The sequence below is a fragment of the Lysobacter sp. Root604 genome, from assembly GCF_001427505.1.
GTDB lineage: Bacteria > Pseudomonadota > Gammaproteobacteria > Xanthomonadales > Xanthomonadaceae > Lysobacter.
The window spans coordinates 477284-502007 of record NZ_LMGS01000001.1; the positions used below are offsets into that span (position 1 = coordinate 477284).

Below are 24724 nucleotides of genomic sequence, written 5' to 3' on the forward strand. Positions count from 1 at the left end.
GCACGCAGATCTCGATGTCGTTCCTGTGATTGCAGTCCTGTTTTCAGCGGTTCGCGCTCTTGCGATCGGCTTGTACGGACTGTCGTGCAGTTGATCTTCTAAAAGCGTCCGCAATCGCGATGTCGATTTCGACGCAGTCGGTTCCATCCCGACGGTCATGGCGGTGCTGACGATGAGATTCAGCAATCCCACCGGTTTTCGCACATTCGAGTAACGGCCATTTATCAGGAGGAAATCGCCATGCAAGCCTCTTCCGTTCGCTGATCGCCACCGCCGGGCACGGTCAATGCATGAGTGCGAAGGCGATATGCCGAATCGGCGGAACGACCAGTGCGAGGTCGTGCAAGCGCAGCACGCGAGCTGTTTTTGACGTCGCGATCCTGTCCCCGGTCATGACGGCTCGACTTTGTTCACGCAGTTCGTTCGCGCGAAGCGTTCCCGTCTCTCGTGGGAAAGCTCCGCCGCGTCACCAGGCAATGCCCGCCACGTTCGTGTTTACCCATCGTGGTGGTTCCGACGATGTCAATTCCCCCGAGCCGAAACGCTCAACGCATCAGGAGTTCTCCATGAAGCATTCCAAACCCAACCGTTCGCTGCTGCCGCTGGTCGTGGCTGTCGCGGCCATTTCTTGCGGCAGCGCCATGGCCGCGGACGAAGTGTCGCCGGTGCTGAAGGCGGCGATGCAGCGTGATATGGGCGTCAATGCCCAGCAGATGTCGCAATACCTGAAAACCGAGAGAGTGTCGCAATCGCAGGAGGCGTCGGCCCAGCGCCAGCTCGGCGCCGGCTATGCCGGTAGTTGGATCGAGCGTAAAGCCGACGGCAGTTTCGTTTTTGTCGCCGCCACCGCCGGTGCCAAGGCGCTGGCGATACCGGGCGTGGAGTTGCGCCGCGTGCGTTACAGCCTGAGCCGGCTGCAGTCGTCGATGAGCCAGCTCGACAGCAGCGCCCAGCGCCGCGTATTGGGCATCAGTAAGCTCTACTCCGGCGTGCACTCGTGGCATGTGGACCCCACGAGCAACAGCGTGGTGGTGACGTTCTCCCCCGGCGCCAGCGAGGAAGCGATCGACCTGGTCGCGGCCAGCGGCGCCGATGTCGCGACCGTGCGCTTCGTCGAATCGGCGGACAAGCCCAGCCTGGTCGCCACCATCCGCGGCGGCATGCTGTATGGGTTCAGCCCCGGCGCCACCCTCGGCTGCTCGGTCGGCATCCCGGCCAGGCGTAGCGGCATTGCGGGCTACGCGACCGCCGGGCATTGCGGTTCGGTCGGTACCCGCGTGTATGTGGGCAATTCGACGTTGGGATCGTTCACGCACTCGAACTTCCCCGGCACCGATCGTGCGTACGTCCAGGTCAGCACCGCCCATACCGTGTTGCCCGAAATCACCGACCACAACGGCGGCGTAGTGCCCGTGCGGGGCAGCGTCGAGGCGGCGATCGGTGCGGCGGTCTGCCGCTCGGGCTATCGCACCGGGTACCGCTGCGGCTCCATTACCGGCAAGAATGTCACCGTGAACTACCAGGAAGGCACGGTGAGGGGCCTGACCCAGTCCAGTGCCTGCGCCGGTAAAGGCGATTCCGGCGGCGCTTGGATCACCCCGGCCGGTCAGGCGCAGGGTGTGACCTCGGGCGGTAACGTGGGCGCGGACGGGACCAACTGTTCGCTGCCTACGTCGCAGGTCAGGATGTACTTCGATAGGCTCAACCCCATCCTCAGCCAGTACGGGCTGACGTTGATGACGCGGTAAGCGTCGGCCAGGGAACGCCTCGCTCCGGCGGGGCGTTCTCCTCGCGGCTCAGGTTACGGTCACGGGTCGATGCCGTTCAGCACCAGCGCACGACGCTTGCGGCTGAGTTTGCCCAGCGCTTCCCGATACGACCACTCCACCAGCTCGCGCAGGTAATCGGCCGGCACGCTGCGCACGTCGACGATGGTGATCCAGCGGAAGCGGCCCATCCAGCGTGCGGGCTTGATCCCGGGCACGCCGGTCAGCTCCAGGAAGCGATCGGGCGTGACCTTGATGCTGAAGCGCCAGCGCTCGGGTTCGCTGGTCTTGAAATAGGCGAAGGTCTTGTCGCCGACCGCGTAGGTGAGGATGTTGGACGGGTGGCCGTGCAGGGTGGACACGGCGCCGGGGAGCTTCGCGCAGAACTTCTTCAGCTGGGTCGTGTCCATGCCGGCGCGCGTCCTCGGGCTCAGTCCAGGAACTGCAGCTTCGCCAGTTCCGCGTACAGACCGTCCTGAGCCAGCAATTGCTCGTGGCTGCCCTCGGCGACGATGCGGCCGCGGTCCATGACCACGATGCGGTCGGCCTTGAGCACGGTGGCCAGGCGATGCGCGATCACCAGGGTGGTGCGGCCTTCCATCAGGGTTTCCAGCGCCTGCTGCACCGCGCGTTCGCTCTGCGCATCCAGCGCGCTGGTGGCCTCGTCCAGCAGCAGGATGGGCGCGTCCTTGAGCAGGGCGCGCGCGATCGCGATGCGCTGCTGCTGGCCGCCGGACAGGCGTGCGCCGCGCTCGCCCAGTTCGGTGTCCAGGCGCTCGGGCAGGGCGTCGATGAAGTCGGCGGCGTGGGCGGCGCGCACCGCGGCTTCGACCGCGGCATCGTCGGCTTCCAGGCGGCCGTAGCGGATATTGTCGCGCGCCGTGGCGGCGAAGATGGTCGGTTGCTGCGGCACCAGGGCGATGGTTTCGCGCAGCGCCGACGGGTCCAGCCGGCGCGCGTCGATGCCGTCGACGCGGACCGCGCCGGCCTGCGGATCGTGGAAGCGCAGCAGCAGCGAGAACACCGTGCTCTTGCCGGCGCCCGAGGGGCCGACCAGGGCCACGGTTTCGCCCGGACGCACGCGCAGGGTGAAGTCGTCCAGCGCCGGCAAGTCCGGGCGCATCGGGTAGTGGAAGGTGACGTCGTCGAACGCGATCTCGCCGCGTACCGGTTGCGGCAGCGCCTCCGGCTGCGCGGGCGCTTCGATCGCGCTGTCCTCGTTGAGCAGTTCGCTGATCCGGCCCATGCCGCCGGCCGCGCGTTGCAGGTCGTTCCAGACTTCGGCCAGGGCGCCGACCGAACCGCCCGCGATCAGGGCGTAGAGGATGAACTGGCCCAGGGTGCCGGCGGTCATGTGGCCGCGCGCGACTTCGTGCGCGCCCGACCACAGCACCAGGGTGATCGCGCCGAAGATCAGGGTGATCGCCACCGCGGTGACCAGCGATTGGATGCCGATGCGCTTGCGCGCGGTCGCCACCGCGATCTTGAGCGCGGCGTCGAAACGGCCGCGTTCGTAGGGTTCGCGCGCGTGCGCCTGTACGGTGCGTACCGCGCCCAGGGTTTCGCTGGCCAGGGTGTTGGCGTCGGCGACGCGGTCCTGGCTGGCGCGCGAGATCTTCTGCAGGCGGCGGCTGCCGATCACGATCGGCAGCACCGCCAGCGGAATGCCCAGCATCGCGTAGGCGGCCAGACGCGGTTCGGTGATGAACAGCATGGTGATGCTGCCGATCACCGTGATCGAGCTGCGCAGCGCGACCGACATGCTGGAGCCGACCACGCTGCGCAGCAGCTCGGCGTCGGCGGTCAGGCGCGAGACCAGCTCGCCGCTGCGGCTGCGGTCGTGGAAGCCGGCGTCCAGGCCGATCAGGTGCGTATACAACTGCTGGCGCAGATCGGCGACCACGCGTTCGCCCAGCAGCGAGACGAAGAAGAAGCGCGCGGCGGTGGCCAGGGCCAGCGCGACCGCGACACCGAACAGCAGCACGAAGGCCTGATCGATCGCGCCGCCGCCCTGGGTGAAGGCCTGGTCGATCATGGTCTTGAACGCCGGCGGCAGGCTCAGCGTGGCGGTGCTGGACGCGGCCAGGGCGACCAGCCAGGCGATGAACAGCCCCAGGTGCCGGCGCACGAACGGCCACAGGGTGCGCAGGCTGCCGATGGGCGCCTTGGCGGCAGCGGTCGGAGCCGGCGGGGTGTCGGCGGTGTCGGTCATGGGGTATCGGCGTCTTCGGCGCGCAGGCGTACCCGATCACGAGTGGCGTCGCGCAGCTGCGCTTTCAAGGCGTCGAGGCGGTTTTCGGGCAGGCGAATGCGCATGCGGGCGCCCGTGGCGTCGAAATCCTCGTCCAGCTTGTCGGCGCCGTGGGCGGCCAGGGCTGCGTGCACGGCGCCGGTGTCCTCGAAGGCGTAGCTCAGGCTCGCGTTGCGCAGCACGATCAGTTCGCGCCGCTCGGCCCGGCGCAGGCACTCGGCCGCGCAGCCGCCGTAGGCGCGCACCAGGCCGCCGGCGCCGAGCTTGATGCCGCCGTACCAGCGCGTGACCACGGCCACCACGCGGTCGTAGCCCTGGCCCTCGATCGCGGCCAGGATCGGCCGGCCGGCGGTGCCGGCCGGTTCGCCGTCGTCGTTGAAGCGGTACTGGGCGCCGATCCGGTACGCCCAGCAGTTGTGGGTGGCGGCGGGGTCGGCGACGCGGGCGAGGAAGGCCAGCGCGGCCTCCGGCGTGTCTACCGGCGCGGCCAGGGCCAGGAAGCGGCTGTGCTTGACCTCGATTTCGTGCGAGACCTCGGCCGCCAGCGTGGCCGCGCTCAAGGCGCGAACCTCATCGCTGCAGCGGACGCAGGTCGTCGGGAATGCGCACGCGCGGATAGGTCTTGCGGAACAGCTTGAGACTGGCGCGGGCGTCGTCGACGTCGCCAGCATCGCGGCGGGCGCGGATGCGTTCCAGCCATTCGGCGCGTTCCAGGCGCGCGTCCTCGCGCAGCGGCGGCAGCACGATCGCGACGTCCTGCGCGCTCTCGATGTCGGCGCGCTTGATGCGCGAGCCGGTGACCTCGATGCGGTCCAGCGTGGTTTCCTGCTTGGCCTCGGCTTCGCGGCGCTGTTCGGCGGCTTCGGCGGCGCGGCGCGCCTTGGAGGGGCTGAGGCTGAAGGGGTCCGAGTCCTGTCCCGGCTTGGCGGCCGGCGCAGGCGGCGCGTAGTCGGGCGCCCTGTAGAAACCGGACATGTTGCCCGCGGCGTCGGCGGCTGCATCGGCCGGCGCGGCCGCGTTGGCAGCGACGCCCTTATCGGTGCGTTGGCGACGCGCGCTGGGCGCGGCCGGCGAGGGCGCGTCGCTTTCGTAGAAGGTGTAGCCGTCGGCGGCTTGCGCCGGCGCTTCGGCGGCCGGCTTGGCGGCGGAGGCCGCGAGCGGCGGCGCCGCAGCCACCGACGCGGCGGCCGCATCGGCGGACGCCTGCGGCGCGGGCCGGCTCATGTTGGCTTGCGGTAGCGCGGGCGCGGCCGGCGGAGGCGGCGGCGCGATGGTCTGGCGCGGGCGCGCGATCATCTCCGCGCTGGTGAAGGCGCCGTCGGCGGGCTCGTGGATCGGCGCCTCCCGCGAGGGGCTGATCGGGCGCAGCTGCCAGACCACGCCCACCGCCAGGGCCATGGTCGCGGCCACGCCGACGCCGGTGATCAGGCCGCCCGGGATCGCGCTCAGGGCCCAGCGCCGCCGCGTACGCTGCGGCGGGCGCGAACCTGCCGCAGCGGCATGCGCCGCGGCCAGGATCTTCGCGTCCAGCGCGGGCGAGGGGCCGTCGTGCGGCCCCAGCCGCGCCAGGCGGTCGGCCAGGGCGCGTTCTTCGGGCGACAACGGATCGGGGGTGTTGCGCTTCATTCGTTCAGCCTCAGCCGCAGCTTGTCCATCGCGTAGCGCAGCCTGGATTTAACCGTTTCGCGTCCGGCGCCAGTGATGTCGCCGATCTCTTCGAGGCTCAGCTCCTGCTCCAGCCTCAGCAGCACCACCTCGCGCTGCTCTTCGGGCAATTCCTCGATCGCGCGCTGCAAGCGGCGGCGCTGTTCGAATTCGGACAGTTCGCGCTCGGGCGTGGTCGGATCGGGCACGCGCGCGGCGCGCTCGTCGCCGTCCTCGGGGGCGGCGGGGCGGTGCTTGAGACCGCGCCAGTAATCGTTGAGCCGATTGTGAGCGATCCGGAACAGCCAGGTGCTGAACGCGGCGTCCGGCTTCCAGCCGTGGCGCGCGGCGATCACGCGCTGCCAGACGTCCTGGAAGAACTCGTCGGCCAGCGCCGAATCGCGCACCTGGCGCAGCAAAAAGCGGTACAGCGGGCCGCGGTGGCGGGCGTACAGGGTCTCGAACGCCGTCGTATCGCCGCCCGTCCAGGCCAGCATCAATACGTCGTCGCTCGCGTCCGCAGCCGAATTCATCCGCGGCAGGGTACGGGTTGGCGCCGCCGACGGGAAGCCATGGGCCTCCCTCCGGACGGCCCCAGGGTGGGGGGCGATCGCCAGGTGCATGTCCAGACGAACGGCCCAAGGGCCGCGACGGGGTTGGCGGTTCGCGGCCGTCCGCTCAGGCTATCCTGCGCCCTGCGTTGTAGAAACATGAACGATCCAGAGGCCTGTAGCGGTGCAGACAACCGGAAGGCCAGCAGCAGGCGTCCACGCGGGGGCGCCTGGAACCGGCGATGAGCTGGCGGGCGCGCTGTGCGACGGCCTGCCGGCGGGCTCGCGGGTGGCGGTGCGCTGGCTGGACGCGCGCGGCGTGGTCGGCGGCTCGGCCGCGAGCGCGGCGCCGGAATCGGCCGCGATCGCCGAACGCCTGCTCGATGGCCACGGGCCGGAGCCCGAACACCCCGACCGCGTCGCGGCCGCCTGGACCCTGGACGACGGCACTCGTGCGGCGCTGTGCGCGCAACTGGGCGCGCCGTTGGAGCAGTCTGCGCGCGAGCCCTGGCTGGCGCTGGCGCAGCGCCTGGTGGCGGTGCAGCTGGCGGCGGCGCGCGCGCAGGCGCGGGTCGAGTCGCTGGAAAAGTCCGAGCGCCTGCAGCAGGCCTTGTACGAGATCGCCGACCTGGCCGGCTCGGATCTGGACATGGTCGACATGCTGCGCCGCATCCACGGCGTGGTCGGCGGCCTGATGTACGCCGAGAACTGCTACATCGTGCTCTACGACGACGTGCGCGACAGCCTGCGCTTCCTGTACTTCGCCGACCGCATCGATACCTACATCGCCGAGCCCGAGCGCGAGATCCGCGGCGACGAGATGCCCAACAGCCTGACCCTGGCGCTGCTGCGCCACGGCGAGCCGCTGCAGGGGTCCTCGGCCTCGATACGCGAGCAGCTCAACGTCACCCAGGACCTGACCCACGGCCCCGACAGCCAGGACTGGCTGGGCGTGCCGATGCGCCGCGACGACCGCGTCTGCGGCGCGATCGTGGTGCAAAGCTACGACCGCCCGGGCCTGTACGGCGACGAAGAGCGCGCGCTGCTGGCATTCGTGGCCCAGCACATTCTGACCGCGCTGGATCGCTACCGCGCCCGCGAGGAGCTCGAACGCCGGGTCGCCGAGCGCACCCAGGCGCTGCAGCTGAGCAACCGCGATCTGCAGGCCGAGATCATCGAGCGCCAACGCGCCGAGCGCCTGCAGCGCGCCTTGTTCCGGATCGCCGAACTGTCGATCACCTCCGAAACGCTGGAGCGCTTCTACGCCCAGGTCCACGACGTGGTCAGCGAACTGCTGTACGCGCGCAACTTCTACATCGCCCTGATCGCCGACGACGGCGAGCACCTGGAGTTTCCGTACTCGATCGACGAGCGCGACCCGATCCGCGAGAGTCGGCGCCTGGGCGTGGGCCTGACCGAATACGTGATCAAGCGCGGCCAGGCCTTGCTGGCCGACCGCAACCGCATCGCCAGCCTGGCTGCGGCCGGCCTGGTGCGCAGCCTGGGTTCGCAGGCGCACTGCTGGTTGGGCGTGCCGCTGTTCCGCGGCGACCACGTGGTCGGCGTGATCGCGGTGCAGAGCTATTCGCCGGCGATCGCCTTCACCGTGCGCGACCAGGAACTGCTGACCTTCGTCGCCCACCACATCAGCAACGGCCTGGCGCGCAAGCAGACCCAGGACCGCCTGGTCACGGCGCATTCCGAACTCGAGCAGCGCGTGGCCTCGCGCACCCGCGAGCTGGCCCAGGCCAACACCGAGCTGCTGTCGCAGATCGGCGAGCGCCTGCGCGCCGAGCAGCAGCTCACCCATCAGGCCCTGCACGACGCCCTGACCGGCTTGCCCAATCGCGGCCAGCTGCTGGAACGGCTGGAGACCGCGATCGCGCGCGCCCAGCAGGATCCGCGCCGCCAGTTCGCGGTGCTGTTCCTGGACCTGGACCGCTTCAAGCTGGTCAACGACAGCGTCGGCCACTCCGCCGGCGACGAATTGCTGATCGAAGCCGGGCGCCGCATCGTCGCCGCGGTCCGCACCGACGACACGGTCGCGCGCCTGGGCGGCGACGAATACGCGATCCTGGTCGACAACATCGACGGCCTGCGCGTGGCCGAGGAGCTCTCGCACCGGATCCTGCGCGCGCTAGGCGAGCCGTGCTGGGTGGCTGGGCGCGAGGTGTTCCCCTCGGCCAGCCTGGGCATCGCGATGTGGCACCCGCGCTACCGCACCGGCGCCGAGCTGCTGCGCGACGCCGACGCGGCGATGTACCGCGCCAAGTCCGCCGGCCGCGACCGCTGCGCGGTGTTCGACGAGGCCATGCGCGAACAGGCGGTACGCATCCTCGACCTGGAAGCCGACCTGCGTCGCGCCATCAACGGCGACGGCTTCATCGCCTACTACCAGCCGATCGTGCGCCTGAGCGATCACAGCGTGATCGGTCACGAGGCCCTGCTGCGCTGGCGCCACGAGCGCCGCGGCCTGCTGCTGCCCAGCGACTTCATCGGCCTGGGCGAGGACAGCGGTCTGATCGAGGAGGTCGATTGGCTGCTGTACGCGCAAGTGATGCGGCAGCTGGCCGAAGGCGGCGAGGGTTACGTGTCGGTCAACGTCTCGCCGCGGCATTTCCGCGCCTCGGACTTCGCCGACCGCTTGCTGCGCATGATCGACGAGGCCGGCGCCGACCCGCACCGGCTGCGCATCGAGATCACCGAAGGCGCGCTGCTGGACGACGTGCCGCGCGCGCTGCGCATGCTGCGCACCTTGCGCGGCCACGGCGTGCTCGCCCAATTGGACGATTTCGGTACCGGCTTCTCGGCGCTGTCCTACCTGCATCGGTTCCCGATCGAGTGCCTGAAGATCGATCAGAGTTTCGTCGCCGGCCTGGTCGGCGAAACCCGCCCCGAGAGCGTGGCGGTGGTGCGCGCGATCCAGGCGCTGGCCGGCACCTTGGGCATCCACACCATCGGCGAAGGCGTGGAAAACGAAGCCCAGCTCGCGGCATTGCGCGAACTGGGCTGCGCCTACGGCCAAGGCTATCTGTTCGGGCACCCGGCCGAGCGCGCGCAGGCGCCGCTGCGGCAGGCGCTCACTCGCTGACGCTGACCGCGGTGGAGGGCGTGTCGCCAGCGATCTGGCGGCGCGCGCGTTCGATCAACTGCAACAGCTCGCGGCGCTGACCCCAGCGATCGTCCAGCTTGCTCGCGCGCGCGGTCGCCTCGATCTTGTCCCAGCCCCAGCCGTCGGAACGGCTGCCGCCGCGCAAGGCGTCGGCGAACGCGGCCACCGCGGCGGCGAAGCGCATCGACTCGCCGGGCTGGGCATGCAGCTGCGAACGCAGGATCGGGGTTTCGATCAGGCGGCTGGCGTCCTGGCCGGGGCGCTTGTAGCGCAGCTTGAGGTTGGCGATCTCGCCGCTCTTGCCGGCCTGCGCGGCGGGCGCTTCGCGATAGCGCAGCGCGGGCAGGCGCGCGGCGGTGGAGCCGACCGGCGTGAGTTCGTATAGCGCGGTGACCTCGTGACCGGCGCCGATGTCGCCGGCGTCGACCTTGTCGTTGTTGAAATCCTCGTGCTTGAGCACGCGGTTCTCGTAGCCGATCAGACGGTACTCGGACACCAGGGCCGGGTTGAACTCGACCTGGATCTTGACGTCGCGGGCGATGGTCAACATGGTCGAACCCATTTCCTCGACCAGCACCTTGCGCGCTTCCTGCAGGGTGTCGATGTAGGCGTGGTTGCCGTCGCCGACATCGGCGAGTTTTTCCGACAGCGCGTCGTTGTAGTTGCCCTGGCCGAAGCCCAGCGTGGTCAGGGCGATGCCGCTCTTGCGCTGATCGGCGACCAGCGTCTCGAGCGCGCCCTGGCTCACGGTGCCGACATTGAAGTCGCCGTCGGTGGCCAGGATCACCCGGTTCACGCCGTCCTTGACGTAGGCCTGCTTGGCCATGGCATAGGCCAGGCGGATGCCGTCGCCGCCGTTGGTGCTGCCGCCGGCCTGCAGGCGGTCCAGCGCCTCCAGGATTTCGCTCTGGCGATCGCCGGGCGTGGGCGGCAGGACCAGGCCGGCCGAGCCGGCGTAGACCACGATCGAGATGCGGTCCTGCGGGCGCAGCTGTTTGGTCAACAGGCCGAAGGCGCTCTTGAGCAGGGGCAGCTTGTCGGGCTGATCCATCGAGCCGGAGGTGTCGATCAGGAACACCAGGTTGGCCGGCGGCAGGGTGGCCTTGGGCACGTCGTAGCCCTTGATGCCGATCATCAGCAGCTGGCGCTGCGCGTTCCACGGCGCCGGCGCGAGTTCGGTGGTGACCCGGAACGGCGTGTCGCGCGACGTCGGGGCGGGGTGGCCGTAGTCGAAGTAATTGATGAACTCCTCCGCGCGCACCGCGTCGGCGGGCGGACGCACGCCCTGGTTGAGCATGCGGCGCACGTTGCTGTAGCTGCCGGTGTCGACGTCGATCGAGAAGGTGGACAGCGGTTCGTCGGCGGTGCGGCGCACGGGGTTGTCTTCGCGCGCGGCGTATTTTTCGGTGTTGGCGGGTTGAAATTGCGCATCGCCCAAGAAGCCCACGGACGGCGCCGCCATCACCGGCGACGCGGTGCCGATCTGAGCGCGCTTCATGCGGCTGCCACTGACGTTGATGGCCTCCAGCGTGGAAGCCGGTGCCAGCTGCTTGGACTCGGTGACGTAGGCCATTGCCGGAGCCGGCGGAGGCGGCGGCGCGCCTGGCGCGCGGCGCATGGACAGATTGGCTTCCGGCAACTCGACGCTGGCGTTGGCGACCGAGTCGGCGGCCGCCTTGGCGGCGTCCGCGGCCGCCACCGCGCCGGCGGCCTGGTCCCGGATCGCGACCACGTCGGCTGCGGACGGCGCGGTCTGCGCCGTCTGGCGTTCGCTGCGCGCATCGGCCTTGTCGGCGCTGGGCGCGTCGTTGCGGGTGCTGGTGTGACAGGCGCTCAGCGCGAGCGCACTGAGCACGGCGACGAACAGGAGGGAGCTGGGGTAGGGCTGCGGCTTGGCGTTCATGCGGGCGGTTCCCAGGGAGGTCCTGGGTCGAAACGCATGGCTTGGCGAAGCGGGGTTAAAGGCGTCTCGATCGCGTGTGGGGGGCGCTCACCCCAAGCCCCCTCAGCCTTGCCCACCCTTCGTGCGCCGCGCGCGCGAGGGGCCATAGGTAGGGTGTGGTGAGCGCAGCGAACCGCACCATCGCGACGGTGCGGTTGTCACCGCACCCTACGTCGCCTTAAGCCTTCTCCCGCTCGCGGATGAGGGCGCCGTGCGAGGTTGGAGTGGAGTGCTCGCGCCGGCCCTCACCCCAACTCCTTTCAGCCGTGCATACCCTTCGGACATCGCCAGCCGGAGAGGGACTAAAACAGCGTTACGCCACCGGATCCCGAATCACCAACAGCCGCTGCTCGGTCATGTCCTCGATCGCGTAGCGCACGCCCTCGCGGCCCAGGCCCGAATTTTTCACGCCGCCGTAGGGCATGTTGTCGACGCGGAAGCTGGGCACGTCGCCGACGATCACGCCGCCGACCTCCAGGCGGTCCCAGGCGCGCATGGCGTGGTCGAGGCGGTCGGTGAACACGCCGGCCTGCAGGCCGAAGTCGCTGTCGTTGACCTGGGCCAGGGCCTGGTCGAAATCCTCGAACGGGGCCATGAACGCGACCGGGCCGAACACCTCCTGGCGGAACAGCTCACTGTCGCGCGGCACCCGTTCCAGCAGCGTGGCCGGCAGCATGTTGCCGCGGCGTTCGCCGCCGGCGATCAGCTTGGCGCCGCCCTTGCGCGCGGCCGTCACCCAGGATTCGATGCGCTTGGCCGCGGCCTCGTCGATCACCGGGCCGATGAAGGTGCGCTCGTCGCGGGGGTCGCCCATGCGCAGCTTCGACACCGCCGCCTTGAGCTTCTTGCGCAACTGGTCGTAGATCGCCGCGTGCGCGTAGATGCGCTGCACGCTGATGCAGCTCTGGCCGCTCTGGTAATAGGCGCCGAACACCAGTCGCTCGACCACGTGGTCCAACGGCACGCCCGGGTCTTCGTCGATGATGCAGGCCGCGTTGCCGCCCAGCTCCAGGGTCACCTTCTTGCGGCCCGCGCGCGCCTTGAGCTCCCAGCCGATCAATCCGCCGGTAAAGCTGAGCAGGGCGATGCGCTCGTCCTCGGTGAGCGCGCCGGCGTCCTCGTTGGAGCAGCAGATCACCGAGAACGCGCCGCGGGGCAGGTCGGTCTCGGCCAGCACCTCGCCGATGATGAGCGCGCCCACCGGGGTCTTGACCGCGGGCTTGAGCACGAAGGGGCAACCGGCGGCGATCGCCGGCGCGACCTTGTGCGCGACCAGGTTGAGCGGGAAGTTGAACGGGGTGATGAAGCTGCAGGGCCCGACCGGTACGCGCTTGACCATGCCGCGGTAGCCGCGCGTGCGCGGGGAGATCTGCAACTCGATGATCTCGCCGTCCAGGCGCGTGGCCTCGCCAGCGGCGATGCGGAAGGTGTCGATCAGGCGGGTGACTTCGCCGCGCGCGTCCTTGATCGGTTTGCCCGCCTCGATGCACAGGGCCAGCGACAGTTCTTCATGGCGCTCGCTGAAGCGATTGACGCAGTGTTCGAGCACGTCGCGGCGCGCGTCGGGCGGAAACGCGGCCATGGCCTCGCGCGCCTTGTGCGCGGCGACGATGGCCTTGCGCACCACCGAGGCATCGGCGAAGGCGACGCGGGTGGCGACCTTGCCGCTGTACTTGTCCAGCACTTCCAGGTCGGTGTTGGCCGCGACCGGGCGGTTGGCGAGGTAGTAGGGATAGCTGCTCTTGAGTCCGGAGGCGGTCTTGGACTTGGAGGGGGACTTGGCCATGGCGGATTCCGGTTGCGTACGGAGGTGGTGGGCGTCGGCGCTCAGCGCACCGCGGCGCTCAGGCGCGGGATGTCTTCGTTGAGGATACGGTCGTCGTCGGCGTAGTCGATCGGCACTTCGATCAGGTCTACCCCGGGCGCGTCCAGCGCGCGTCGCAGCAGCGGCAGGAACGCGTCGCTGCTGGCGGGACGGTGGCCACGCGCGCCGTAGCTTTCGGCATATTTCACGAAATCCGGGTTGCCCAGGTCCATGCCGAAGCTGGGGTAGCGCTCGTGGGCTTGCTTCCACTTGATCATGCCGTAGGCATCGTCGCGCAGCACCAGCACGGTCAGGTCCAGGCCCAGGCGCACCGCGGTCTCCAGTTCCTGCGAGTTCATCATGAAGCCGCCGTCGCCGCAGACCGCCAGCACGCGCCGGTCCGGATGCACGATGCGCGCCGCCATCGCCGAGGGCAGGCCCGCGCCCATGGTCGCCAGCGCGTTATCCAGCAACAGCGTGTTGGGCCGGCGGCAGCGATAGCCGCGCGCGAACCAGAGTTTGTACAGACCGTTGTCCAGGCACACGATGTCGCGTTCGCCCATCGCGGCGCGCACGTCGGCGACCAGGCGCTGCGCCACCAGCGGATAGCGTGGGTCGGCGTTGCGCTCGTCGATCTGCGCTTCCATCGCGGCGCGCACGCGATCGAAGAAGGCGAAGTCCCAGTGCGGCTGCGGCGCGATCGCCTCCGACAGCTGCCAGACCGCGTTGGCGATGTCGCCCACCACTTCGATCTGCGGGAAGTACACCGCGTCGACTTCGGCGCTGGCGTAGTTGACGTGGATCACCGTGCGCCGGCCCTCGCGCATGAAGAACGGCGGCTTCTCGATCACGTCGTGACCGATGTTGACGATGCAGTCGGCGGCGTCGATCGCGCGGTGCACGAAGTCGTGATCGGACAATGCCGCGTTGCCCAGCCATAACGGGTCGGTTTCGTCGACCACGCCCTTGCCCATCTGGGTGGTGAAGAAGGGGATGCCGAGTTTGGCGATCAGGGCGCGCAGCTGGCGCGCGGTGGTCTTGCGGTTGGCGCCGGCGCCGATCATCAGCAGCGGATGGCGCGCGCGCATGATCGCGGCCGCGGCGTGCGCGATGGCCTTGTCCTCGGCCAGCGGGCGGCGCGAGTACGAAGCGGGGATCAGCCGGGCCTCGGTCGGATCGGCGGCGATGTCCTGCGGCAGCTCCAGGTGGGTGGCCCCGGGGCGCTCCTCCTCGGCGCGGCGGAAGGCCTCGCGCACGCGCGCCGGGATCGCGTCTGCGGACACGATCTGGCGGGTGTACTTGGTCAGAGGGCGCAGGGTGTCGACCACGTCGACGATCTGAAAATGGCCCTGTTTGCTGGTCTTGATCGGCTTCTGGCCGGTGATCATCAGCATCGGCATGGCGCCGAGCTGGGCGTAGGCGGCGGGGGTGACCAGGTTGGTCGCGCCCGGGCCCAGAGTGGACAGGCAGACGCCGGCCTTGCCGGTGAGGCGGCCGTAGGTCGCGGCCATGAAACCGGCGGCCTGCTCGTGACGGGTCAGGACCAGTTTGATCGTGGAGGTGCGCAGCGATTCCAGCAGGTCCAGGTTTTCTTCGCCCGGAATCCCGAACACGTACTCCACGCCTTCGGCTTCGAGCGCGGCGACGAACAGATCGGACGCCTTGGTCATGCGGGACTCCGTGGTGGGCTGCGCCCGAGTCCTGCGATCGTCGCTCAGATCGTGTTAGCGATGGGCGATGGCGGGGCGCCTTGGGCGGAACGGTGCGTCGCGTGGGTAGGGGCGTCGGCCGTTGACGCCATCGTCGGGTGCGAGGTGGCGTTATCGCGGCTTACGCCGCTCCCACAGGCGCAGCGGCGGCGCTGCGGAGGGGCCTTCGCAGGCCCTGAGTTTCTGGTGCCCGCCGCCTGTGGGAGCGGCGTCAGCCGCGATGAATCCCGTTTGCGGCGCAACGCGTATCGAGCCGTGTCTCAGACGGCCGCGCCGTCGTCCCCGCCCTCGACCTTCACCCGCAGCCGCCCGTCCTGGACGCGCGCGCTCAGGCGGTCGCCCGGTGCCGCATCCAACACGCTGCGCACGACCTGGCCGTCCTCGCGCTGCAGGATGGCGTAGCCGCGCGCGACCGTGGCCAGTGGGCTGACCGCTTCCAGCGAGCGTGCCAGACCGCGCAGGTGCAGGCCCTGGTGGGCGAGCCGGCGCGCCATCGCGGCGCGCGGGCGCGACGCGAGCGTGCTCAGACGTTCGCGTAGGGCCGCGATGCGGCGTTGCGGGTGATTGGCGCGCAGCACCGCATCGGCGTGGCGCAGGCGCGCGCGTTCGCGTTCGAGTTGGCGCTGCCAGGCCGCGCTGAGCCGGCGCAGCGCCTCGGCCTGGCGCAGGCGCAGGGCCTGCAGGCGCGCCTGCGGCCGCAGCGCGTTGAGCCGCAGCGCGGCGCGGTCGGCGCGTTGCATGGCCTGGCGCAGGCGCTGCAGTTGCAGGTTGCGCAGGCGCGCGTCGAGCTGGCGCAGGCGGCGCAGCAGTTCGTCGCGGTCAGGCGCGATCAGTTCGGCCGCGACCGAGGGGGTAGGCGCGCGCAGGTCGGCGGCGAAGTCGGACAGGCTGAAGTCGGTCTCGTGGCCGATCGCCGAGACCACCGGCACCTCGCAGGCCGCGATCGCGCGCGCCAGGCGCTCGTCGTTGAAGGCCCACAGGTCTTCAAGCGAACCACCGCCGCGCGCCAGCACCAGCACGTCGTAGCGGCCGGACGCCGCCGCGCGCTGCAGCATGCTCACGATCTGGGCCGCGGCGCCTTCGCCCTGCACCGGCACCGGCAGCACTTCCGCCTGGATCAGCGGGAAGCGCCGCGCGAACACGCTGAGCACATCGCGCACCGCCGCGCCGCTGGGCGAGGTGATCACACCCACGCGCGCCGGGTAGCGCGGCAGCGGGCGCTTGCGTTCGGGGTCGAACAGGCCCTCGGCGCTCAGGCGCGCCTTGAGTTCCTCGAACGCGCGCCGCAGCGCGCCTTCGCCGGCCTCCTCCATGTGGTCCAGCACCAGCTGGTAATCGCCGCGCGCCTCGTACAGGGTCAGACGGCCGCGCGCGAGCACGCGCAGACCCTCGCGCGGGACGAACTTCAGCCAGCTGCTCTTGGGCTTGAACATCGCGCAACGCACCTGCGCGCGCGCGTCCTTGAGGGTCATGTACAGATGCCCGGACGACGGCCGCGACAGATTGCCCAGCTCGCCCTCGACCCAGACCAGCGGGAAGGTGTCCTCCAGCAGATTGCGCGCCAGGGCGTTGAGCTGGCTGGGCGAGAGGACGTGGTCGGGCGCGGCGGCGTTCATGTTCGGGCGGGCGTTACGGCCCGATACCGTACTGCTTTTAGGGCCGGGATTGTGGATTCGGGATTCGGGATTCGTTAAAGCTGGGGCGCCTCTATGCCTTACGAATCCCAAATCCCCAATCCCAAATCCCGGCTTTACAATAGAGGCATGAATTCCGACGCTCCCTTGCCCTGCGCCCATCCCGGTTTCGGGCCCTTGCCGCGTCGCCTGACCCGCAGCGTCCGCATCGGCGCGGTCGAGGTCGGCGGCGGCGCGCCGGTGGTGGTGCAGTCGATGACCAACACCGACACCGCCGACGTCGCCTCCACCACCAAGCAGGTCGCCGAGCTGTGGCGCGCGGGCTCGGAGCTGGTGCGGGTCACGGTCAACACCGTCGAGGCCGCCGCGGCGGTGCCGCGCATCGTCGACAAGCTGGCGATGATGGGCATCGAGGTTCCGATCATCGGCGACTTCCACTACAACGGCCATCAACTGCTCACCGCCGAGCCGGCCTGCGCCGAGGCCCTGGGCAAGTACCGCATCAACCCCGGCAACGTCGGTTTCGGCAAGAAGAAGGACAGCCAGTTCGCGACCCTGATCGAGTTCGCGATCAAGCACGGCAAGCCGGTGCGCATCGGCGCCAACTGGGGCTCGCTGGACCAGGCCCTGGCGGCGACCCTGATGGACGAGAACCACGCCCGCGCCGAACCCTGGGACGCCGGCCGGGTGCTGCGCGAGGCCCTGATCCGCTCGGCCCTGGACTCGGCCCAGCGCGCGGTCGAGATCGGCCTGCCGGCCGACCGCATCGTGCTCAGCGCCAAGGTCAGCGGCGTGCAGGAGCTGATCGCGGTCTACCGCGAGCTCGCCAACCGCGGCGATTTCGCCCTGCACCTGGGGCTGACCGAGGCCGGTATCGGCAGCAAGGGCATCGTCGCTTCCTGCGCCGCGCTCGGCGTGCTGTTGCAGGAAGGCATCGGCGACACCATCCGCATTTCGCTCACGCCCGAACCCGGCCAGGCGCGCAGCAACGAAGTCGTGGTGGCGCAGGAACTGCTGCAAACCATGGGCCTGCGCGCGTTCACGCCGATGGTCACCGCCTGCCCGGGCTGCGGCCGCACCACCAGCACCTTCTTCCAGGAACTCGCGCAGAAGGTGCAGGAGCATGTGCGCGCGAAGATGCCGGAGTGGAAGATCAGCCACCCCGGCGCCGAGAACCTGACCCTGGCGGTGATGGGTTGCGTGGTCAACGGCCCCGGCGAATCGCGTCACGCCAACATCGGCATCTCGCTGCCGGGCACCGGCGAAGCGCCGTCGGCACCGGTGTTCGAGGACGGCGAGAAGACCGTGACCCTGCGCGGCGAACGCATCGCCGACGAGTTCGTCGACCTGATCGACCGTTACGTCGACCGCAACTATGGCGCTCGCGCAGCGGGTGCCTGAGCCGCCGCTCCACGATGCCGCGCTGAAGCAGGAGGCCCGCTTCGGCGTCGCCTTCCTGCGCCGTCACGGCCTGCGCCTGCTGCTGGTGTTCGCCGGCCTGCTGCTGCCGCTGTGGGCCTTCGTCGAGTTGGCCGACGAGATCCACGAGCAGGACATCATTCCGTTCGACGTACCGATCCTGCAATTCGCCCATTCGCTGGCGCGCGAGGGCTACGACCGCTTCTTCGTCGCGATCAGCCAGCTGGGCTATCTCTACGGCGTGGTCCCGTTCGATATCGCGTTCGTGCTGGCGCTGAGCCTGCTGCGGCGTTTCCGCGAGGCCACCTACGCCGCGATCGCGTTGGGCGGCTCGGCCCTGCTCAACATCGCCGCCAAGCAGGCGTTCGCGCGCGACCGGCCGTCGTTGTGGGAATCGATCGCGCCCGAGCACAACTACAGTTTCCCCAGCGGCCACGCCATGGGCTCGGCGACCCTGGCCTGCGTGCTGACCCTGCTGGCCTGGCACACCCGCTGGCGCTGGCCGGTGGCGGTGATCGCGGCCGCCTTCGTCCTGCTGGTCGGCCTGTCGCGGGTCTACCTGGGCGTGCATTACCCCTCCGACATCCTGGCCGGCTGGTCGGTGGCCACGGCCTGGGCGGTGGCGGTGTATCTGCTGGCGTTCCGGGGTGGGGTGGGGCCCTGGCGGGGCACTCCGCGGGCCTAGCCACGGGGTAGCGGGCCGCCAGCGCGTGGTGCCTGGGTCTCGATTCTGATCCCTGGGGCACCTTCCGGGTGCCAGGTCCGTGATTTCAATGTGCCTAATGGGGTAGGGCAATCCGTATCCGTCGCCGTTATGGTTAGGGTCGGCGCTGGGGGAAGGCGCCGGACGGCGCATCGGAGGGGCCTGCGTACGCGCGGCTGTTCCGGCTCCGCATAAGGCAAGACGAGAACTCCCAATTGGGCCTGCCGGGCCCGGCGATCGCGCCGGCCGGTGGGCGAACGCTTTGCGGTCATCGCACTAGGGGACGTTGCAATGTCTATACGATTCAACCGATGGACGATCGGGCTGGCGCTGGGTGCGCTGGCCGCGATCGCCGGCGCCACCGTCATGCTCGGCGGCGGCGTATCCGACGCCGGTGCGCCGATCGGCGGCGCGCCGCCGGCCAGTGCCGGCGCCAATAACAATTTGCCGGAACAACAGGTCCGCAAGTACATCGTGGTCTACCGCGAGGCGCCGCTGGCGACCTACCGAGGCGAGGTCCAGGGTTTGCCGGCGCCTGAGCGCATGGTGGGCCAGCCCGGCGTGCCGCAGATGGCGCGCGCCGCCGCGACCGCGGCCGGCGAAGGCCGCGTCGATGTGCGCAGTTCGCGCGCCCGCGCTTATGTGCGCCACCTCGAAGGCGCGCAGCGCCAGCACGAGGCCGGCATCGCCGCCGCGATCGGTCGTCCGTTGCGGATCGAGCGCCGCATGCAGCATGCACTCAACGCGGTGGTCACCGACCTCAGCGAGGCCGAGGCGCAGCAGGTGCAGCGCCTGTCCGAGGTGCAGTTCGTCGAGGAATACCGCGAGTACGAGCAGGACACCGACGTCGGCCCGACCCTGATCGGCGCGCCGCAGTTGTGGAATTCGCCGACCAGCCCGATAAAGGGCGAGGGCGTGGTGGTCGGCATCATCGATTCGGGCATCAACTTCGGCAGCCCCTCGTTCGCAGCCACCGATGAGCAGGGCTACACCCACGTCAATCCGCTGGGCGCCGGCACCTATCTGGGCACCTGCGCGGCCGGTGGCGTCGATGCGGGTCGCTGCAACGAGAAGCTGATCGGCGGTTACGACTTCGTGTGCGCGGCACCGGGCAACACTTGCGGCGCGCCCAATATCCGCGAGGAACCGGGCTTCGGCGACACCAACAGCCACGGCAGCCATACCGCCGCGACCACGGCGGGCAATTTCCGCACGGTGAACTTCAAGGGCCGCAACAGCCTGATCTCGGGCGTCGCGCCGCACGCCAACATCATCGCCTACGACGTGTGCTACACGAACACGGCGACCGGTCGCGGCCTGTGCCCGAACACCTCGTCGGCCGCCGCGGTCGACCAGGCGGTCGCCGACGGCATCGTCGACGTACTGAACTTCTCGGTCGGCGGCGGCGAAAACCCGTGGAGCGATTCGGTCTCGCTGGCCTTCCTCAACGCGGTCAACGCCGGCATCTACGTAGCGACCTCGGCTGGCAACAGTGGCCCGGGCCCGAACACCATGGGCCATCTCGAGCCCTGGACCGGTTCGACCGCGGCGGCGCAACACGGCCGTCAGGATTTCAATCCGGTCCTGCAGGTCACCGGCCCCGGCGCCGTGCCGGCCGCGCTGAGCGCGATCGTGCTCAACGAAGGCACCGGCGGCGTCGCGTTCACCGCTTCGATTGCGCCGACCACGCCGCTGCGCGTGAGCCCGGGCATCGACACCGTCGACGACGGCTGCGCCGCGTATCCGGCCGGTACCTTCGCCGGCGCGATCGCGGTGATCCGCCGCGGTACCTGTTCGTTCACGATCAAGTCGGGCAATGCGGCCGCCGCCGGCGCGGTGGCCGTGGTGATCGCCAACAACGCCGCCGGCGGCCTGATCCCGACCATGACCGGCGCGACCATCCCCGGCTTCGCGATGCTGCAGACCGACGCCAATGCGGTGCGCGATTTCCTGGCCGGTAATCCCGGCACCGCCGGCATCAGCGTGCTGCCGATCCCGAACACGCCCGACGTGCTCGCCGATTTCAGCTCGCGCGGTCCGGCCGGCACTTACGATCTGCTCAAGCCCGACGTCACCGCGCCCGGCGTCAACATCCTGGCGGTGGTCGCCGGCACCGCGATCAGCGGTTCGGAGAACGCGGTCGGCCTGATGAGCGGTACCTCGATGGCGTCGCCGCATCACGCCGGCGCCGCCGGTCTGCTGCGTCAGGCGCGTCCGACCTGGACGGTGCCGGAAGTGAAGTCGGCGCTGGTGATGACCGCCGAGCAGCAGGTGTTCAAGGAGGATTCGATCACGCCGGCGACGCCGTTCGATCGCGGCGGTGGCCGTCTGCGCGTCGACCTCGCCTTGCGTGCCGGTCTGGTACTCAACGAAATCCGCGCCAACTACCTGGCCGCTGATCCGGCCATTGGCGGCGACCTCGCCAACCTCAACCAGCCCAGCCTGGCCAAGGCGCGCTGCGTCGAGCGCTGCGTGTTCACGCGTACCTTCCGCAACACCCAGACGGTGCGCCAGGGTTGGACGGTGAAGCTGACCGGTCTCAGCGGCACGATCACGCCGGCGCTGTTCACCCTCAATCCGGGCGAGAGCAAGGCGGTCAAGGTCACGGTCAACAGCTACCAGCTGCCGGCTGACGGTTCCTGGAACTTCGGCACCCTGGTGCTGACCCCGACCTCGATCGGTACGCTCGACCAGCCGACCCTGCGCCTGCCCGTGGCGGTGTCGGTGCCGCCGCCGGTGATCGCGCTCAACCCGCTGCAGATCGCGGCGACCTTGCCCGTGGGCGGTACCGGTTTCGCCAACTTCCGTATCGACAACCTCGGCGGTTCGCGTCTGGATTACACGATCGACAACACCGGGCAGGGCCTGCGCACCTTGCTGGATGCGCCGCGCGGCGCGGTCAGCAGCGGTTTCCGCGCCACCACGTACACGGATCCGGCGACCGCCGGTTCGGCGGCGCAGTTCAGCGCCGACGACTTCACCGTGACCGAGGCCACGCGCATCGTCACGCTGTACACGGAAGGTTTCGTGTCCAGCGGTCAGCCCTTGGCGACCACCGCGACCAGCCTGACCTGGACCCTGTTCCGCGACAGCGGCGGCAATCCGGAAGGCAATCCGCAAGCGTCGCCGGGCGTGGCCGTGTGGAGCTACACCGCCGCACCGACCGCCGCCGGCGTGACCATCACCGGCGCCAACATCGGCCTCAACCTGACCACCGCCGGCCAGAACGTGGATCTGCTGCCGGGCCGTTACTGGCTGGTGGTGAGTGCGCGTTCGAGCTTCGCCAACCGCTGGGTGTGGTTCGCTTCCAACACGGGCGACACCGTGTTCCGCACCATCACGGTGACCACCGCCGGCGCCGGTGCCTGGACCGCGGCCACCGGTTTCGCGGGCCTGGCCTGGAACGTGGGCGCGTCCAACGCCTGCGGCGCGCCGTGGATCGGTGCACCGGTGAGCGCGATGGGACGCGTGAACCCGGGCGCGGTGGGCAACAACGCCCAAGTGCAGCTCAACGCGGCCGGCCTGAGCGCGGGCACGCACGTGGGCTACATCTGCGTGGCGAGCAACGACCCGGTGAAGCCCAAGGTCGCCGCGCGCGTAACGCTGACGGTCACGCCGTAACGTTGGCTCGCTAACTTCGCCGGGCCCGGCAACGGGCCCGGCGATTTCTCAGATACCGGTACGGGCCGCGTTGCACGGCCCATCCAATCGATTCCTTAGGGGGAACGCAATGAAGCAGATGCACTCCACGCTCCTGTCGTCCGCGCTGTTGCTCGCGCTGGCCCTGCCCGCCACCGCGATGGCGGGCGAACCCTGCCTGCTCGACGACGGCCTGGGCGGCACCACCACCGGCGGCGCGACCGCGGCCGGCGGCGGCGCCACCGCCTGCGGCAGCGGCGCGACCGCCAGCGGCGACGGCAGCACCGCGGTAGGCGCGGCCAGCACCGCCAGCGGCACCGGCAGCACCGCGGTGGGCGCCGACAGCAACGCCGGCGGCGATCAGAGCACCGCGGTGGGCCAGGGCGCGCAGGCCGGTGGTTTTGGCGCCACCGCCTCCGGCAGCGGCAGCAACGCCAGCGGCGAATTCGCCACCGCCACCGGCACCGCCAGCGAAGCCACCGGCCAGTTCAGCAGCGCCAGCGGCGCCGGCGCACGTGCGACCAACGACAACGCCACCGCCACCGGCGCCTTCAGCGAAGCCAGCGGCCTGGGCAGCACCGCGCACGGCTACAACGCCATCGCCAGCGGCGAGCTCAGCAGCGCCAGCGGCAGCGGTTCGGTCGCCTCGGGGGACGCCAGCACGGCCAACGGTGCGGGTTCCACCGCCAGCGGCAAGGGCAGCACCGCGACCGGCGCGCACAGCGTCGCCAGCGCCGACGGCGCCACCGCCAACGGCGGCTGGGTCGACAAGGACGGCGACGGCGTGGTCGATCCGGACGAAGTGACCACCGCCAGCGGCCTGGAATCCAGCGCCTACGGCGGCGGCGCGCAGGCCACCGCGGACCAGTCCAGCGCCTTCGGCGGCCGCAGCGTCGCCAGCGGCATCGGCAGCAGCGCGTTCGGTTACGGCGCGCAGGCGACCGTGCAGAACGCGACCGCGATCGGTCAGGGCAGCAACGCCAGCGCCACCAACAGCGTCGCCCTGGGCGCGGGCTCCAACGCCAACCGCGCCAACACGGTGTCGGTGGGCGATACCGGCAACGAACGCCAGATCACCAACGTCGCCGCCGGCACCCAGGGCACCGACGCGGTCAATCTGACCCAGTTGCAGGACGGCAACGCCGCCACCTTGAACGCGGCCAACACCTACACCGACACCGTCGCGGCCAACACCTTGAATGCCGCCAACACCTATACCGACACGGTGGCGGCCACCACGCTCAATAGCGCCAATACCTACACCGACACGGTCGCGGCGGGCACTTTGGCCAGCGCCAACAACTACACAGACTCGCGCGTGACCAGCAACAACGCGGTGGTGCTGAACCAGGCCAACGCACACGCCGACGCAGGCGACGCGGCCACGCTCAACGCCGCCAACACGCACGCCGACGCCGGCGACGTGGCTACGCTGCGCACCGCCAACACCTACACCGACACCCGCTTCGCCCAGGCGATCGCGGCGCCGATGGTGGCGATCGACGACCTGCGCAGCGACATGCAGTGGGGCTTCGACCGCACCGATCGTCGCATCGATCGCGCCGGCGCGATGACCGCGGCGATGGTGCAGATGGCGACCTCCGCCGCGGGCATCCACACCAAGAACCGCGTCGCGGTCGGTGCGGGCTTCCAGAACGGCGAGCAGGCCCTGTCGATCGGTTATCAGCGCGCGATCAACGAACGCGCCACGGTGACCTTCGGCGGCGCTTTCAGCAGCTCGGAGAGCTCGGCGGGCGTGGGTGTGGGTTTCGGTTGGTAAGGCTTCCCTGGGAATGTGCGACACATTGACGGCGCCTCCGGGCGCCGTTTTTTTTGGCGAGGCGGGTCGTCGCGCAGCGGCGTGTCGAGCTGGTCTTGCTGTCGCACGGTATACGACGCGGCCGCGGGCGCGCCCAGGCGAGGTCGGCTTGGGGCGCGTGTTGCACCGCGACTTGACGACGCAGCACCCGCGCCACAGTGTTTGCGCGCCGGCGAAGGACTTGGCCGGGATTTGGCGCGACGCGCCAATACAGGGGAAAGGACATGGCCGACAACAGCAATGCGCGCGCCTGGTTCGGCGCGCCGATCGTGATCATCCTGCTTTCGCTCTACGTCTACATCTTCTTCCGCTACGGAGTGACGGCGAACTGCGAAACCGACGAGCCCAACTGCGGTTTCACGCCTGCGATGTCGCAAGCCTTCTCCTGGATCGCAGGGCTGGTATCGGCATTGGTCATCGCGCAGCTCGCCATCGCCGAGCCGGGCGACGTGCCCTCCTTGCTGGGCGTGCGTTCGCAAACGCCAGGCAGCTGGCAGTCCATCATGCAGTCGTCGATTTCGATCGTCTGCATGCTGGTGTGGACCTCGGTGGGCCTGTACGCCTTCATCCTGGGGCTGGACCGCAATCCGACCCTGCCTAAGGAACTGGTGGCGTACGGCCAGTCCTGGATCGGCCTGGCGATCTCGGCCGGTTACGCCTATCTGGGGATATCCAAGGTCAAGTGAACCTGTCTCGCAGGATGCGCTGATAGCCGCATCGCTGCGTGCTGG

At 69.8% G+C, this 24724-nt stretch carries 16 protein-coding genes; 7 read left to right on the forward strand and 9 right to left on the reverse strand.

Annotated features, from left to right (window positions below):
• Nucleotides 1-566 precede the first annotated feature (566 nt).
• Nucleotides 567-1748 carry a S1 family peptidase gene (locus ASD69_RS02400; protein WP_056173529.1) on the forward strand — a complete coding sequence of 394 codons (1182 nt, stop codon included), beginning with the start codon at nucleotides 567-569 and terminating at the stop codon, nucleotides 1746-1748.
• 59 nt (nucleotides 1749-1807) lie between these two features.
• Here ASD69_RS02400 and ASD69_RS02405 read toward each other — a convergent pair whose 3' ends face one another.
• Genes ASD69_RS02405 through ASD69_RS02425 form a run of 5 tightly spaced genes read right to left on the reverse strand, consistent with a single transcriptional unit; the run spans nucleotide 1808 to nucleotide 6194 of the window.
• Nucleotides 1808-2176 carry an MmcQ/YjbR family DNA-binding protein gene (locus tag ASD69_RS02405; RefSeq protein ID WP_056173531.1) on the reverse strand — a complete coding sequence of 123 codons (369 nt, stop codon included), beginning with the start codon at nucleotides 2174-2176 and terminating at the stop codon, nucleotides 1808-1810.
• 20 nt (nucleotides 2177-2196) lie between these two features.
• Entirely contained in the window at nucleotides 2197-3978 is a 1782-nt protein-coding gene (locus ASD69_RS02410; protein ID WP_056173534.1) for an ABC transporter transmembrane domain-containing protein, read from the reverse strand.
• Complete coding sequence (locus tag ASD69_RS02415) at nucleotides 3975-4577, reverse strand: YigZ family protein (RefSeq protein WP_056173537.1); 603 nt, start codon at nucleotides 4575-4577, stop codon at nucleotides 3975-3977. The genes ASD69_RS02410 and ASD69_RS02415 overlap by 4 nt, the downstream gene beginning before the upstream one ends.
• 10 nt (nucleotides 4578-4587) lie before the next feature.
• A complete protein-coding gene (locus ASD69_RS02420; RefSeq protein ID WP_056173541.1) occupies nucleotides 4588-5643 on the reverse strand; it encodes a hypothetical protein in 1056 nt (351 codons plus the stop codon).
• Nucleotides 5640-6194, reverse strand: a complete 555-nt coding sequence (locus tag ASD69_RS02425; RefSeq protein ID WP_056173542.1) for an RNA polymerase sigma factor — start codon at nucleotides 6192-6194, stop codon at nucleotides 5640-5642. The genes ASD69_RS02420 and ASD69_RS02425 overlap by 4 nt, the downstream gene beginning before the upstream one ends.
• Nucleotides 6195-6507: 313 nt before the next feature.
• On the opposite strand from ASD69_RS02425, the gene ASD69_RS02430 reads away from it, so the two are divergent.
• Nucleotides 6508-9303 (forward strand): EAL domain-containing protein, encoded by a 2796-nt coding sequence (locus tag ASD69_RS02430; RefSeq protein WP_235567168.1) that lies wholly within the window; start codon nucleotides 6508-6510, stop codon nucleotides 9301-9303.
• Here the strand turns inward: ASD69_RS02430 and ASD69_RS02435 are convergent.
• The 4 genes from ASD69_RS02435 to xseA all read right to left on the reverse strand — a co-directional run bounded on the left by ASD69_RS02435 (nucleotide 9293) and on the right by xseA (nucleotide 16395).
• Entirely contained in the window at nucleotides 9293-11227 is a 1935-nt protein-coding gene (locus ASD69_RS02435) for a VWA domain-containing protein (protein WP_235567129.1), read from the reverse strand. The two genes, ASD69_RS02430 and ASD69_RS02435, sit on opposite strands and share 11 nt — an antisense overlap.
• A 352-nt stretch (nucleotides 11228-11579) precedes the next feature.
• Nucleotides 11580-13052: an aldehyde dehydrogenase family protein gene (locus ASD69_RS02440; protein WP_056173548.1), complete on the reverse strand. Its 1473-nt coding sequence runs from the start codon at nucleotides 13050-13052 to the stop codon at nucleotides 11580-11582.
• 41 nt (nucleotides 13053-13093) lie between these two features.
• Nucleotides 13094-14740 (reverse strand): acetolactate synthase large subunit, encoded by a 1647-nt coding sequence (locus ASD69_RS02445; RefSeq protein ID WP_056173551.1) that lies wholly within the window; start codon nucleotides 14738-14740, stop codon nucleotides 13094-13096.
• Between the two features lie 299 nt (nucleotides 14741-15039).
• On the reverse strand, nucleotides 15040-16395 hold the full coding sequence (gene xseA / locus ASD69_RS02450; protein WP_056173553.1) for an exodeoxyribonuclease VII large subunit: 1356 nt from the start codon (nucleotides 16393-16395) through the stop codon (nucleotides 15040-15042).
• A 147-nt stretch (nucleotides 16396-16542) separates the two neighbouring features.
• Here xseA and ispG point away from each other — a divergent pair, with 147 nt between their 5' ends.
• The 5 genes from ispG to ASD69_RS02475 all read left to right on the forward strand — a co-directional run bounded on the left by ispG (nucleotide 16543) and on the right by ASD69_RS02475 (nucleotide 24679).
• A complete protein-coding gene (ispG, locus tag ASD69_RS02455; protein ID WP_056173556.1) occupies nucleotides 16543-17814 on the forward strand; it encodes a flavodoxin-dependent (E)-4-hydroxy-3-methylbut-2-enyl-diphosphate synthase in 1272 nt (423 codons plus the stop codon).
• A gap of 22 nt (nucleotides 17815-17836) precedes the next feature.
• Nucleotides 17837-18517, forward strand: coding sequence for a phosphatase PAP2 family protein (locus ASD69_RS02460; RefSeq protein ID WP_056176419.1), 681 nt, complete (start codon nucleotides 17837-17839; stop codon nucleotides 18515-18517).
• A gap of 309 nt (nucleotides 18518-18826) precedes the next feature.
• Entirely contained in the window at nucleotides 18827-22156 is a 3330-nt protein-coding gene (locus ASD69_RS02465; protein WP_056173559.1) for a S8 family serine peptidase, read from the forward strand.
• Between the two features lie 109 nt (nucleotides 22157-22265).
• A complete protein-coding gene (locus tag ASD69_RS22925) occupies nucleotides 22266-23954 on the forward strand; it encodes a YadA-like family protein (RefSeq protein ID WP_056173561.1) in 1689 nt (562 codons plus the stop codon).
• A 263-nt stretch (nucleotides 23955-24217) separates the two neighbouring features.
• Complete coding sequence (locus tag ASD69_RS02475; protein ID WP_056173564.1) at nucleotides 24218-24679, forward strand: hypothetical protein; 462 nt, start codon at nucleotides 24218-24220, stop codon at nucleotides 24677-24679.
• The last annotated feature ends 45 nt before the right edge of the window (nucleotides 24680-24724 follow it).